Below are 13,724 nucleotides of genomic sequence, written 5' to 3'. Positions count from 1 at the left end.
CGTCACGCCCCCGCGCGCAGCATCGGCGCCTTCAGCGCCTGCCCCAGCGTCTCGTAGCTTTCCGACAGATGCGCCTTGGCTTCGCGGCTCATCGGCCTGCCCATGGCGCCGCGCAGATCGCGCTCCAGCTTCAGCGCATTCTCGCGCTGCAAACTGCGCACATCGGCCGGCGTGGTCGCCGACACGCGCAACAGCGACGCCACCAGCCGCTTCAAATGCTCGCGCTGAAGATTGCGCCGCATGCCGTTGATATCCTTGCCGGTTTTAAGCTCGCTCCACACCGAATCCTGCACCGTGGAATACAGCTCGGGCAGTCCCAATGCCTGCTTGCGATTGTCCACCTTCTCCTGCGAGTCGAGCAAACGTACTGCCACCGCATCGGACATCAGCTGGTCCAGCGCCGCCGATTGCAGCGACAGCACGCGGCTGTTCACCGACACATCCGGCCGGCCGCGCGTGTTGAAATGATCCGATCCCAGGCGACTGATGGTCGCCGGCGAAAACTGGAAGCTGTCCGCCTTGAACAGGCTGGCGGTCAGCATCTGTAAAGCCTCGCGCTGACGCGGCAGCGGAACCGGCGTGAAGGTCGCGCGCCCCGTGCCCGCGTGATCGCGCAGATAGGTCACGCCGCCCACATACTTCACCACCACCGGCAGCGTGCGCGCGAACTGCTGGAAGCCGTAATCAAAACTGCGGCGCAGCACTTCATAACTCTCGCCCGGCTTGAGCGTGCGGCGCTGTATGCGGTCCCACAGCTCGCGCGAAATCGTCAGGCGGCGCTGGAAGTACGCCAGCGGATCGCTGCCCAGGTCGAACACATTCACGTCCGGGTCCATATTGAAGCCGTTCGCATCCTGGTCGGTGCCGAAGGCCAGCAAAGGCTCGCTGGAGCGCGCGGCGATCTTCGCCAGCGCTTCCTTCTCCTGCGCCGGCTCGATCGGCTTGTAGGCATACTCGATGGCCCAGAAATCGTAAGGGCCAAGCGCCGACGTCACGTACTCGCCCTGCTTCTCGCCTTTCAGCGACAGGTTGAACGGCGTGTAGTCCATCACGGATCCGGCCATGCCGTTCTTTTTGGTGAATTCAGGGTCTTGCAGCTGCTTCAGCGTGTAGATGGTCGATGAACGGAAGTTATGCCGCAGGCCCAGCGTGTGGCCCACCTCGTGCATGATGACCGACTTCACATACGCCTGCGCCACCGCATCCGCTTCAGGACTGCCCATTTCCAGCTCGCCGCGCGCTTCCAGAACGTCCATGGCGAAGCCCATCTCCTGTGCCGATTCGGCCATGTAGTCGCAGCGGTCCTCGCCGGTAGCCGGCGGCGACAGATCGAAACTGTCCTCGCCCACCATGCGTCGCGCGCCGCGCGCAAACACGTCGGACATACCGATATCCGCATCCAGAATCTCGCCGCTGCGCGGATCGACCTGGCTAGGCCCGATGGCGAAACCGACATCGCTGCCGACGAACCAGCGGATCGACGCGTGGCGCGCATCCATGGTGTCGAATTTGTCCGTCGCCGCCTGTTGCTTGACCACGATGGCGTTCTTGAAGCCGATACGCTCGAAGGCCTCGTTCCAGGCCAGCACGCCCTGCTTCACCGACTCGCGGTACTTCTCCGGCACATTGGCGTCGATCCAGTAGACGATGGGCTGCTTCGGCTCCGACAGCTCGGCCGCAGGGTCCTGCTTCTCCAGCCGCCAGCGGTCCACCAGGTGCACCGCCGTCGTCGGCGTCACGTCGTCCGAGTAATCCTGGCTGGTGCTGACGAAATGGCCGATGCGGTCATCGGCGCGGCGGCCATGCATGGCCTGCGCCGGCAGCGGCATGAAGCTGTAATAGAAACCGAGGAACATGCTGCGCGGATCCGGCAACGTGGTGGGCGGCGTCGCCAGCGCCAGCGGCACCGGCGGCGCAACCGCAGGCCGCGCCGCAATGCGCGGCACGAAGAAGTGCGCGTTGACCTGAAGGCCAGTCATCGATTCGTCCGAACGCACCGTCAGGAAGCTGCTGTTGCGCGCGTCCATCACGTAGGGCATGCGGAACGCTGTCTCCAGCTTGGTGGTCATCGACGGGATATCGCCGAACAGCAATGCATTCGCCTCGATCAGAATCGATTTCGATTGCGGGTTAGGGCCGCTGGCCACCGGCGCAATCGCCAGCAGGCTGTCCGAGAAGGCCTGCTGCACCGCCAGCGCCTGCGGCGTGCCGCCCTTGGCGCCGAAGTCGGTGTTCTTGGCGATCATCTGCACCAGATTACCAATGCGGTGGAACACCACCACCTGGCTCATGCCCATCTGGCTGCCGTAGATGCCACGCTCGCCGATCCCGTTCGGCATATTCACCGACATGAACAGCGGCTGGTCGAACTGGTCCGGCCGCAGTTCGATCCAGACCTTTTCCTCTTTCTGGTACAGGCCCAGGAAGCCTGCCACATGCTGGGCGCCGCGCACCACTTCCACAAACGGCCGTGGCGCGGCGGTCGGCAGCACAATCGCGGGCGTCGGCGTGGCGGCCGGTTGCAGCGGCGTGGTCGCCACCACCGGCACTTCCGGCGCATGGGGGACAGGTGGCGTTGGCTCCTGCGCCAGGGCCTGGGCACTCAGCGCCGCCAGCACGGCGACACGTACTGATTTCAAGACGAACATGGATATCCTGCTTCGTTGGATGACATCCGATTAATGTAACCGAAAGCACAACGCAGCGAACAGCTTTTTACATGGCCGGAGAGCGCAAAATGCCTGCGTTGACGACACCGCGGCAGGGATTGAGGCCGATGGCGTACGACAGATCCGCCGGGCGGGCGATCCGCCACAACGCGAAATCGGCGCGCTTGCCCACTTCCAGGCTGCCGATCTCGCCGTGCAGTCCGAGCGCGCGCGCCGCGTGCAGCGTCACGCCGACCAGCGCTTCCTGCGGCGTCAGACGCCACAGCGTGCAGGCCATGTTCAGCGCCAGCAGCAAAGACGTCATCGGCGAGGTGCCGGGATTGCAGTCGGTGGCGATCGCCATCAATACACCCGCTTCGCGCAGCGCCGCCACCGGTGGCGGCGTGGTGTCGCGCAGGAAGTAGTAAGCGCCGGGCAGCAGCACCGCCACCGTGCGGGCGGCAGCCATGGCCTGGACGCCGTCCGCCGTCAGATGTTCCAGATGGTCGGCCGACAGGCCGTTGTAGCGCGCCGTCAGTTCCGCGCCGCGCTGGTCGGACAGCTGTTCCGCATGCAGCTTGACCGGCAAGCCGTGTGCCTGCGCCGCCTGGAACACACGCTCCGTCTGCGCATGAGAAAAGCCGATGCGCTCGCAGAATGCATCCACCGCGTCGACCAGCCCTTCGGCCGCCAGCGGCGCGATCATCCTGCAGACTTCATCGACATAATCGTCGGCGCGGCCGGCAAACTCCGGCGGCAGCGCGTGCGCGCCGAGGAAGGTGGTGGCTACGCGCACGGGCAGCTCGCGGCCGATGCGGCGCGCCGTGCGCAGCATCTTCGCCTCCGATTCCAGCGTCAGGCCGTAGCCGGATTTGATCTCGATGGTGGTCACGCCCTCCGCCAGCAGGCTGCGTACGCGCGGCAGGCTTTGTCGCAGCAGTTCCTCTTCGGACGCCGCGCGCGTGGCGCGCACGGTGGACATGATGCCGCCGCAGGCGCGGGCGATGTCTTCATAGGTGGCGCCGTTCAGGCGCGCCTCGAATTCATCGCTGCGGTTGCCGGCGTGGACGATGTGGGTGTGGCAGTCGATCAGCCCCGGTGTCAGCCAGCTGCCGCCGCCATCGTGCACGGTGACGGCCTGCTGGCCCTTGGGCATTTCCGCCTGTGGCCCCAGCCACGCGATGCGGCCATCCTTGACGGCGATGGCGGCATCGCGCACCTCGCCATAGCTGCCATGAGCGCCATCGGCCATCGTGGCCAGATGCACGTTGGTGAACAACACATCCCACATACCGCAACCTTCGTCTTATTGATTGATGATATCGACCACCAGCACGGTGGCCCGCTGCGCTTCCAGCGTCCAGTCGTCGTCCGCCGCCATCACCAGCGTGTCGTAGCGGACCATGGCGATGCGTTCGCGCGTGCTGCTCAGGGTCAGGCTCTCGCCGTCGGCCAGGAACAGCAGCGTGGTGCCGCTGCGCCGCTTGAGCGCCTCCTTGCCCGATACCGTCAGCAGTTCCAGCCGGTGGCGGCACAGGCCGCGCCGCGTCATCACATTGAAATCGGTGGTGTGCTGGCCGGTGACGGTGGCGTGCACCGCGTCCTCGCCGGCGAATTCGATCAGCGGTTCGCTGGGGCTGAGAACAAAGCGCTCGTCGCCGAAATCCAGCAGCACGCCGTCGCCGTCAACCAGCGCCAGCGAACGGTCAATGCCGGGGAAGGAAGAGAATGGGCCGTCCTGCGAAATGGTGGCCAGGCTCACGCGCCACTCGAATTCATCGAACGTGGCGCCGGCTGGCGAGACGGCGATTTCAGTGGTGCAGCCGCCGCCGTTTTTCCACGGTGCGGAACGCAGGTTTGCATACTGGATCAGCTGGGTCATCGGAACTCCCTCAGTTCGGCCAAGGTCTGCTTGAAGCGCGCAGCGATCGCCTGCTGCGCCACATGCTGCTGATTGCGCACTACCCACTGGCCGCCGACCATGACGTCCTTGACCAGATTGTCGTTGCCGCTGAAGACAAAGCTGCCGAGTACTTCGTCCAGCACCAACCCAAACATATTCGGATGATCGTCATCCAGCACGACCACGTCCGCGCGATGGCCCGGCGCCAGTGCGCCCACCGGCCGTCCCGCCGCCAGCGCGCCGCCCCGCAAGGCGCCCTGCCACAGGAAGTCGCCGACATGGCGCTCGCTGTCCGACACCGCGATATTGCGGCGCTGGTGTTGGAGCCGCTGTCCGTATTCCAGCCAGCGCAGCTCCTCCACCGCGCTTTGCGACACATGGCTGTCGCTGCCGATGCCGAAGCGGCCGCCCTGCGCCAGGAAGGGTTCCAGCGGGAACAGGCCGTCGCCGAGATTCGCTTCCGTGGTCGGGCACAGGCCCGCCACCGCGCCGCTGCGGGCGATGCCGCTGACTTCCTCATCGTCCAGATGCGTCGCATGGATCAGGCACCAGCGCTGGTCCACATTCATGTTCTCCAGCAGCCACTGCACCGGGCGGCGTCCGCTCCAGTCCAGCGATTGCTGCACTTCCGCCTGCTGCTCGGCGATGTGGATGTGCACCGGACGCGCCTTCGGCAGCGTCGCCAGCACTTCCTGGATCTGCGCCACCGAGGCCGCGCGCAGCGAATGCGGCGCCACGCCCACTTCCACCTGCGCATCGCGCAACGGTTCCAGCGCCTCGACGATCCGCAACACATCCTGCGCATCGGTTTTAAAACGCTGCTGCTCCGGTTTCAGCGCCTTTTCACCAAAGCCGGAATAACTATACAACACCGGCAGCATGGTCATGCCGATTCCGGCCAACCGTGCGGCGGCAATGACGCGCTCCGCCGTTTCCGCCGGCCGCGCATACATGGCGCCGTTCGGCGCCCGTTGCACATAGTGGAACTCGCATAGTGACGTGTAGCCATGGCGCAGGCATTCGCTGAACAGCTGCGCGGCGATGGCTTCGATGTGCTCGGGCGTGATGTTGCGCGCGAAGCGGTACATCAGCTCGCGCCAGGTCCAGAAGCTGTCTTTGCTGTCGCCGGCCTTTTCCGTGCGGCCGCCCAGGGCGCGCTGGAAGCTGTGCGAATGCAGGTTGATCATGCCAGGCAGCGCATATTCGACGCGCTCCACACCGTCACCAGGGGCGCCGGGCGTCACCGCCGTGATGGCGCCTGTGGCATCCCACTCGATCAGCACATCGCCGGCCCAGCCATCCGGCAGCAGGGCATGGCGTGCAAACAGCTTGCTCATGCACCCACCCAGTCGGCGGCGGCCTGCATCATCGCGCGCAGCGGCTGCTGCACCTGCGCGGCCAGGTCGGCGCGATAGCCATACGGGGCATCTTCATCCATATACGTCGATTGGCACATCTCCAGCTGGATCGCATGCACACCCCGCGCCGGCTCACCGTAGAAACGCGTGATATGCCCGCCCTTGAAGCGGCCATTGACGGCGATGGTGTAGTCGCCGCCCTGCGCGCGCGCAACGATGGCGTCGCTCAGGCCAGCAGCGCAGCTCTTGCCGTCGGCCGTGCCGAAGTTCAGGTCCGGCAGCTTGCCCTCGAAGAAGCGCGGCACTACCGAGGCGATCGAATGCGCATCCCACAGCACCACGCGGCCGTGCAGCGCCAGCAGGCGATCCAGTTCGGAGCGCAGCTGGTCGTGATACGGCTTCCAGTACGCCTGCAGCCGGCGCTTGACCTCCGCCTCGTCCGGCGTGCGGCCTTCGCGGTACAGCGGCTCGCGGTGGAAGGTGTCGACCGGGCACAGGCCGGTGGTGTCCTGCCCCGGATACAGATTGGTGTTTTCCGGCGGCCGGTTCAAGTCGATCACGTAGCGCGACCAGCGCGCCGACAGCACCGACGCGCCCATCTCACCAAGGAACTCATACAGGCGCACCAGATGCCAGTCGGTGTCCTGCTTGTCGACGGCGGCCGGCGTCATCGCCGCCAGCACGTCGTCGGGAATGTCGGTGCCCACATGCGGCATGGACACCAGCAAGGGAATACTGCCTGCTTTGAATTGATAATCCATGCGCTACTCCTTACGGATGCAGAGACGTGAACAGCTCCTTGCACGACGCGCTCAATTCGCCGCGCATCACCATGCCCTTGGCCGCTTCGATGTCCGGTGCGAAGAAGCGGTCTTCCTCGTAAAACGGCACCTTCTGGCGCAGCTGCTCATGCACGTGTTCCAGATGCGGCGAGGTTTTCAGCGGACGGTGGAAATCGATGCCCTGCGCCGCCGCCAGCAGCTCGATGCCGATGATGACAGCCGTATTCTGCGCCATATCGTCCAGGCGGCGCGCCGCGTAAGTCGCCATGCTGACATGGTCTTCCTGATTGGCCGAGGTTGGAATGGTGTCCACGCTGCCCGGATGCGCCAGCGACTTGTTCTCCGACGCCAGCGCGGCGGCGGTCACGTGGGCGATCATGAAGCCCGAATTCACGCCCGGATCACGCACCAGGAACGGCGGCAGGCCGGACAAGGTGGCGTCGATCAGCAACGACACGCGGCGCTCGGAGATCGAGCCGATTTCCGCGATGGCCAGCGCCAGCGTATCGGCGGCAAACGCCACCGGCTCGGCGTGGAAGTTACCGCCCGAGACCACCACCGACAGTTCGCCATCCTTGAACAACAGCGGATTGTCAGTGACCGCATTGGCTTCGATCAGCAGCGTGCGCGCGGCGTTGTTGATGATGTCCCAGCAGGCGCCCATCACCTGTGGCTGGCAGCGCAGGCAGTAAGGATCCTGCACGCGTTCGTCGCCCACCAGGTGCGAGGCGCGGATCGCACTGTCCGACACCAGCTTGCGATAGATGGCAGCAGCGGCGATCTGGCCCGGCTGGCCGCGCACTTCATGCACGCGCGCGTCGAACGGCGAATCGGAACCCTTGGCCGCATCCAGCGACAGCGCGCCGGACACCATGCCCGCTTCCAGCAGACGCTCGGCCATGAACAGGCCATGCAGCGCCAGCGCGGTCGACACCTGGGTGCCGTTGATCAGCGCCAGGCCCTCCTTCGCGGCCAGCACCACCGGCTCGATGTTGGCGGCCTTCAGCGCATCGACAGCGTCCATCAGCACACCGTTGACGCGCACCTGGCCCACGCCCAGCATCGCCAGCGTCATGTGCGACAGCGGCGCCAGGTCGCCCGATGCGCCGACCGAACCCTTGGCCGGAATGGCCGGCATGATGCCGGCGTTGTACAGCGCGATCAGCGTGTTGACGATCAGCGGACGCACGCCCGAGTAGCCGCGCGCCAGACTGCCGATTTTCATCAGCAGGATCAGGCGGCAGACGGCGTCCGACATCAGCTCGCCCGTGCCCACCGAATGCGACAGGATCAGGTTGCGCTGCAGCTGCTCCAGCTTTTCGTCCGGGATGCGGGTCTTGGCCAGCAGGCCGAAACCGGTGTTGATGCCGTAGGCGGCGTCGCCCTTGGCGACAATCGCCTGCACGGCGGCGGCGGCGGCTTCGATCACAGGATAGGCTTCAGCGGCCAGCGTCAGCGGCGCGGCGGCGGTCCACACGGCGCGCAGTTCGGACAGCGTCATGGCGCCGGGTTTGAGAGTCAGGTTCATAGCTTCAATCATTTAATCATTGGAAGGTTCAGGCCATTGCGCTTGGCGCAGGCGACTGCGGTTTCGTAGCCGGCATCGGCGTGACGCATCACGCCCGAGCCGCTGTCGTTGACCAGCACGCGCGCCAGGCGCTTGGCGGCGGCGTCGGTGCCATCGGCCACGATCACCACGCCGGAATGCTGCGAGTATCCCATGCCGACGCCACCGCCGTGGTGCAGCGACACCCAGGTGGCACCGCCGGCGGTGTTCAGCAGCGCGTTCAGCAGCGGCCAGTCGGAGACGGCGTCGGTGCCGTCCTTCATCGCCTCGGTTTCGCGGTTAGGGCTGGCGACCGAGCCGGTATCCAGGTGGTCGCGGCCAATCACCACCGGCGCTTTCAGTTCGCCGTTGCGCACCATCTCGTTGAACGCCAGGCCGGCGATGTGGCGCTCGCCCAGGCCCAGCCAGCAGATACGCGCCGGCAGGCCCTGGAAGGCGATGCGCTCGCGCGCCATGTCCAGCCATCGGTGCACCTGCGCATGGTGCGGGAACAGCTCCTTGATCTTGGCGTCGGTCTTGTAGATGTCCTCCGGATCGCCGGACAGCGCCACCCAGCGGAACGGGCCGCGTCCTTCGCAGAACTGCGGACGAATATAGGCCGGCACAAAGCCGGGGAAATCGAAGGCGTTCTGCACGCCGTGGTCGAACGCCACCTGGCGGATGTTGTTGCCGTAGTCGACCACCTTGGCGCCCAGCGCCTGGAAGTCCAGCATCGCCTGCACGTGCACCGCGCACGATGCGGTGGCGGCGGCCTTCAGTTCCGCATGGCGCGCCACGTCCTGCTGCGCCGCCTTCCAGTCGGCCACGTTCCAGCCTTGCGGCAGGTAGCCGTTGATGAGGTCATGCGCCGAGGTCTGGTCGGTGACCACGTCCGGCACGATGCCGCCGGCCTTGGCGCGGCGCACCAGCTCCGGCAGCACGTCGGCCGCGTTGCCCAGCAGGCCGATGGAGATCGCGTCGCCGTTCGCCTTGTGCAGCTTGATCAGTTCCAGCGCCTCGTCGATCGACGCGGCCTGCTTGTCCAGATAGCGCGTGCGCAGGCGGAAGTCGATGCTGCTCTGCTGGCACTCGATAGTCAGCGACACGGCGCCGGCCATGGTGGCGGCCAGCGGCTGCGCGCCGCCCATGCCGCCCAGGCCCGCAGTCAGCACCCAGCGGCCTTTCAGGTCGCCGCCGAAGTGCTGACGGCCCGCTTCGGCGAAGGTCTCGAAGGTGCCCTGCACGATGCCCTGGGTGCCGATATAGATCCACGAACCGGCCGTCATCTGGCCGTACATGAACAGGCCCTTGCGGTCCAGTTCATTGAAGTGTTCCCAGTTGGCCCACTTCGGCACCAGGTTGGAATTGGCGATCAGCACGCGCGGCGCGTCTTCGTGAGTCTGGAACACGCCGACCGGCTTGCCGGACTGGATCAGCAGGGTTTGATTGTCTTCCAGCTCACGCAGCGACGCCAGGATCTGGTCGTAGCACTCCCAGTTGCGGGCGGCGCGGCCGATGCCGCCGTAGACCACCAGATGCTTCGGATTCTCCGCCACTTCCTTGTCCAGATTATTCTGGATCATGCGGTAGGCCGCCTCCGCGCCCCAGTTCTTGCAGGTGCGCTCCGGGCCACGCGGCGCGCGGATGTCCCGGCTGGCGTCGTAACGTGGGTCGTTGTCGAATTGGCTGGTCATGGGAAGTCTCCTGCGGCGGTAATGGAATAACCGCAGCATAGGTTGTATAGACAACCAAGTCAACCCATAGCGTTGCCTATTTTTTATACACCCGCTTGCCCCCCATCCAGGTTTGCAGCACCTGCGTCTTGCCCAGTTGCTCAGGCGAAATTTTGAAGATGTCGCGGTCGACCACGATGAAGTCGGCCCACTTACCCGGCTCCAGCGAGCCGATGACCTTTTCCTGGTGCGCCGCCCAGGCCGCGTCCAGGGTGAAGCAGCGGAACGCTTCGGTCATCGTCATGGCCTGGTTCTTGTACCAGCCGCCCACCGGCACGTTGGCATTGTTCTGGCGCGTGACCGCCGCGTGCAGGCCTTCGAACGGATTCGGCGACTCGATCGGGAAGTCCGAACCGCAGGCGATCTTCGAGCCCTGGTCGAGGAAGGTGCGCCAGGCGTAGGCGCCCTTGATGCGCTCATGGCCGACGCGCTGCTCGGCCATGTTCTGGTCCGAGGTGGCGTGCGTCGGCTGCATCGACGGGATGATGCCCAGCTGTTTGAAGCGCGGGATATCCTCCAGCGTGACCACCTGCGCATGCTCGATGCGGTGGCGCAGTTCGACGTTCTTGTACTGCGGGATCAGTTGCGCGTAGGCGTCGAGGATCTGGTGGTTGCCGGCGTCGCCGATGGCGTGGATGTTGACCTGGTAGCCGGCCTTCATCGCCTTGCTCATCTTGGCGCGCATCTCGGCATCCGGGTAGAACAGCAGGCCCTTGGTCGACGGCATGTCGGAATATGGCGCCAGCAGCGCCGCGCCACGGCTGCCCAGCGCGCCGTCCGAATACAGCTTGACCGCCGCCAGCGCATACACGTCGTTGGCGTAGGACTTCAGCGGACCGTCCTTGGACAGCTCGTCGAAATCGGCCGTGGTGTCGCCGATCATGGCGTAGACGCGGGTGGTCAGCTTGCCGTGGTCGGCGTAGTCGCGGTAGATGTCGTCCTGCACCACCTTGATGCCGGCATCGTGCACGCTGGTCAGGCCGACCTTGGACAGCTGCGCCAGCGCCACGTCCAGCGTGGCGCGCGCCTCGGCCGGCGTCGGCAGCGGCACCACCTTGTTGACCAGCTCCATGGCCGCGTCGACCAGCACCCCGGTCGGCTTGCCGCTGGCGTCGCGTTCGATCTTGCCGCCGGCCGGATCGGCCGTTTCGCGCGTCACGCCGGCCATTTCCAGTGCCTTGGTGTTGACCCAGATGGCGTGGCCGTCGACCCGGTGCAGCAGCACCGGACGGTCGCGCACCACCATATCCAGCTCGGCGGCGGTGGGGAAGCGGCCCAGTTTCCAGATCTCCTGGTTCCAGCCGAAGCCGATGATCCAGGCGTTTTTCGGGTGCGCGCGGGCGAAGTCCGCCACCGCTTTCACCGCGCCGGGGAGCGAGGTGGGGCTGTAGAGCTCCACGCCGGAGGCGATTTCGCCCAGTTCGAACACGTGGCCGTGGGCGTCGATCAGCCCTGGCAGCAGGGTCTTGCCCTGCACGTCGATGTGCTCCGCGCGCGGCAGCGCGGCCGCCGTTTCCGCCTCGCTGCCGACCGCGACGACACGGCCCAGGTCATCGAAGGCCAGCGAGGAAAACCGCTGCAACTGGCCGGCGGCGGTCAGCGTGTAGCCGTTGGCGCGGTCGATGATGGTGTCGGCATGGGCCGGCAGGGCGAAGGCAGCCAGCACGGCGGCGGTCAAAAAGGTGGGGCGCATCGGGTTCTCCATTCAGCAGCAAGATTCAGAGTGTAGCGAAGTTTGCGTTTTGGTCAACCGAAGCGTGCAGAACTGGGCTGAGCGAGTGGCCGGACGGGTACAATGCGGGCTTCCCGTATTTATTAGCGTGAATAGCCAGTGTCAAGCCGCCAACTCTATCTTCGCCTCATCAAGGAATTCCTGCCCTATGGCGGAATCATGCTCGTCACGCTGCTGGCGGTCGCTGTGGCCGCGGCCACCGACGTGCTGCTGCTGGGCCAGCTGCAAAATGTGGTCGACGCGCTGACGCCGGCCAACGCGCTGGGCGTGATCAAGACGCCGTCGACCGGCATGATGGTGGCCATGAAGCAGGCGCTGGGCGATTTGCTGCCGCGCGATCCGTCCAAGGCCGCACTGTGGACCATTCCGGCCATGATCTTCGCGCTGGCCCTGCTGCGCATGGTGTCCAGCTTCGCCGGCGAATACGGCGCGGCGTGGCTCAACAGCCGGGTCCAGGCCAATCTGCGCGAAACCATGTTCGCCCGCATCATGCGGCTGCCGAACCGCTATTTCGACCAGTCGTCGACCGGCACCACGCTGTCGCGGGTGGCGTTCGACGCCGCCCAGGTGGCGCAGGCCGGCCTGACCGTGGTCAACGTCGCGGTGCGCGACTCGGTGGCCACCACCGGCTACCTGATTACCCTGTTCGTGGTGGACTGGCAGCTGGCGCTGTTTTGTCTCGGCCTGCTGCCGCTGGTGGCGACGGTGGTGGTGTTCGCCGGCCGCCGCATGCGCGCGCTCAGCAACAGCGCCCAGGCCGCCATGGGCGAGCTGACCAATGTGCTTGACGAAAGCATCAGCGGCCAGCGCGTGGTGAAGATTTTCGGCGGCCAGCAGTATGAGCGCGACCGCTTTGGCAAGGTGGTCAAACTGAACCGCCAGCTGGCGGTCAAGCACGCCGCCACCTCGGCCTTCAACTCCGGCCTGATCATGCTGCTGATCGGTATCACGCTGTCGTCGGTGATTTATTTCGCGCTGATCCGCGCCCAGGCCGGCGCGCTGTCGGCCGGCGGCTTCGTCGGCTTCCTGACCGCCCTGATGGCGATGCAGTCGCCGATCAAGAACCTGACCAAGATTAACGAACCGATGCAGCGCGGCCTGGCGGCGGCGGAATCGGTGTTCGGCCTGATCGACCTGGAGTCGGAGGCAGACCAGGGCCAGAAGACCATCGCCCGCGCCGAAGGCCGCCTGTCGGTGCGCGACGTCAGCTTCCATTATCGCGGCGCCGATGGTGTGCCGCTGGACCCGGACGCGCGTCCGGCGCTGGAACATGTGTCGCTCGACATCGCCGCCGGCGAAACGGTCGCGCTGGTGGGCAGCTCGGGCAGCGGCAAGACCACGCTGGCCGGCCTGCTGCCGCGCTTCTACGATGTCAGCGGCGGCAGCATCGCACTCGATGGCGCCGACCTGCGCGACTACACACTGGCCTCGTTGCGCCAGCAGATCGCGCTGGTGTCGCAGGACGTGGTGCTGTTCAACGACACGCTGGCGGCCAACATCGCCTATGGTGATCCGGCGCCGTCGATGGAGCGCGTGGAAGCGGCGGCGCGCGCCGCGCATGCCCATGAATTCATCGTGCGCCAGCCGGAAAGCTATAACTCGCCGGTCGGCGAGAACGGCTTGCGCCTGTCCGGTGGCCAGCGCCAGCGCCTGGCGATCGCCCGCGCGCTGTACAAAAATGCGCCGATCCTGATCCTGGACGAAGCGACCAGCGCGCTGGATACGGAATCCGAGCGGCTGGTGCAGCAGGCGCTGGAAGTATTGATGAAAGGCCGCACCACGGTGGTCATCGCCCACCGCCTGTCGACCATCGAAAATGCGGACCGCATCGTGGTGCTGGATCGCGGCCGCATCGCCGAAATCGGCAGCCACGCTGCGCTGCTGGCGCAGAACGGCATCTACTCCCGTTTATATCAAACGCAGAAAAGCATTCAAACCTGAAAACCGGGGTCAGTGCCGACATTCGGACACGGCCTCAGCCGCGCGCGGCTGAGGCCGTGTCCGAATGTCGGCACTGACCCC

General features: G+C 65.8%; 9 protein-coding genes. 1 reads left to right on the top strand and 8 read right to left on the bottom strand.

Features of this window, described 5'->3' with window-relative positions; all coding sequences use genetic code 11:
• Positions 1-2: 2 nt before the first annotated feature.
• From GJ695_RS26310 to GJ695_RS26275, 8 genes are all read right to left on the bottom strand, one after another.
• Complete coding sequence (locus tag GJ695_RS26310; protein WP_154370072.1) at positions 3-2,648, bottom strand: zinc-dependent metalloprotease; 2,646 nt, start codon at positions 2,646-2,648, stop codon at positions 3-5.
• A 67-nt stretch (positions 2,649-2,715) separates the two neighbouring features.
• The gene (hutI, locus tag GJ695_RS26305) at positions 2,716-3,939 is read right to left on the bottom strand and encodes an imidazolonepropionase (RefSeq protein ID WP_154370070.1); all 1,224 of its coding nucleotides are present in this window, start codon (positions 3,937-3,939) and stop codon (positions 2,716-2,718) included.
• A 15-nt stretch (positions 3,940-3,954) separates the two neighbouring features.
• Complete coding sequence (locus tag GJ695_RS26300) at positions 3,955-4,530, bottom strand: HutD/Ves family protein (RefSeq protein ID WP_154370068.1); 576 nt, start codon at positions 4,528-4,530, stop codon at positions 3,955-3,957.
• Positions 4,527-5,888: a formimidoylglutamate deiminase gene (locus GJ695_RS26295; protein WP_154370065.1), complete on the bottom strand. Its 1,362-nt coding sequence runs from the start codon at positions 5,886-5,888 to the stop codon at positions 4,527-4,529. The genes GJ695_RS26300 and GJ695_RS26295 overlap by 4 nt, the downstream gene beginning before the upstream one ends.
• A complete protein-coding gene (gene hutG, locus GJ695_RS26290) occupies positions 5,885-6,670 on the bottom strand; it encodes an N-formylglutamate deformylase (RefSeq protein ID WP_154370063.1) in 786 nt (261 codons plus the stop codon). Before hutG ends, GJ695_RS26295 begins: the two co-directional genes overlap by 4 nt.
• 10 nt (positions 6,671-6,680) lie before the next feature.
• Positions 6,681-8,219: a histidine ammonia-lyase gene (gene hutH, locus GJ695_RS26285; RefSeq protein ID WP_371866607.1), complete on the bottom strand. Its 1,539-nt coding sequence runs from the start codon at positions 8,217-8,219 to the stop codon at positions 6,681-6,683.
• Between the two features lie 8 nt (positions 8,220-8,227).
• Positions 8,228-9,931 (bottom strand): urocanate hydratase, encoded by a 1,704-nt coding sequence (gene hutU / locus GJ695_RS26280; RefSeq protein WP_154370058.1) that lies wholly within the window; start codon positions 9,929-9,931, stop codon positions 8,228-8,230.
• A 76-nt stretch (positions 9,932-10,007) separates the two neighbouring features.
• A complete protein-coding gene (locus GJ695_RS26275; protein WP_154370054.1) occupies positions 10,008-11,675 on the bottom strand; it encodes an amidohydrolase in 1,668 nt (555 codons plus the stop codon).
• Positions 11,676-11,861: 186 nt separating this feature from the next.
• Between GJ695_RS26275 and msbA the strand changes: the two genes are divergently transcribed.
• A complete protein-coding gene (gene msbA, locus GJ695_RS26270; RefSeq protein WP_154370051.1) occupies positions 11,862-13,643 on the top strand; it encodes a lipid A export permease/ATP-binding protein MsbA in 1,782 nt (593 codons plus the stop codon).
• Positions 13,644-13,724: the final 81 nt, after the last annotated feature.

The sequence above is a fragment of the Duganella alba genome (assembly GCF_009674495.1).
Classification (GTDB): domain Bacteria; phylum Pseudomonadota; class Gammaproteobacteria; order Burkholderiales; family Burkholderiaceae_D; genus Rugamonas; species Rugamonas alba.
The sequence above is the reverse complement of the archived record's forward strand: the minus strand, read 5'-3'. Positions and strand labels throughout refer to the sequence as shown.

Coding starts and splice junctions, on each gene's coding strand:
- GJ695_RS26310 (WP_154370072.1), bottom strand. CDS start 2,648: ATGTTCGTCTTGAAATCAGTACGTGTCGCCGTGCTGGCGGCGCTGAGT.
- hutI (WP_154370070.1), bottom strand. CDS start 3,939: ATGTGGGATGTGTTGTTCACCAACGTGCATCTGGCCACGATGGCCGAT.
- GJ695_RS26300 (WP_154370068.1), bottom strand. CDS start 4,530: ATGACCCAGCTGATCCAGTATGCAAACCTGCGTTCCGCACCGTGGAAA.
- GJ695_RS26295 (WP_154370065.1), bottom strand. CDS start 5,888: ATGAGCAAGCTGTTTGCACGCCATGCCCTGCTGCCGGATGGCTGGGCC.
- hutG (WP_154370063.1), bottom strand. CDS start 6,670: ATGGATTATCAATTCAAAGCAGGCAGTATTCCCTTGCTGGTGTCCATG.
- hutH (WP_371866607.1), bottom strand. CDS start 8,219: ATGAACCTGACTCTCAAACCCGGCGCCATGACGCTGTCCGAACTGCGC.
- hutU (WP_154370058.1), bottom strand. CDS start 9,931: ATGACCAGCCAATTCGACAACGACCCACGTTACGACGCCAGCCGGGAC.
- GJ695_RS26275 (WP_154370054.1), bottom strand. CDS start 11,675: ATGGAGAACCCGATGCGCCCCACCTTTTTGACCGCCGCCGTGCTGGCT.
- msbA (WP_154370051.1), top strand. CDS start 11,862: ATGCTCGTCACGCTGCTGGCGGTCGCTGTGGCCGCGGCCACCGACGTG.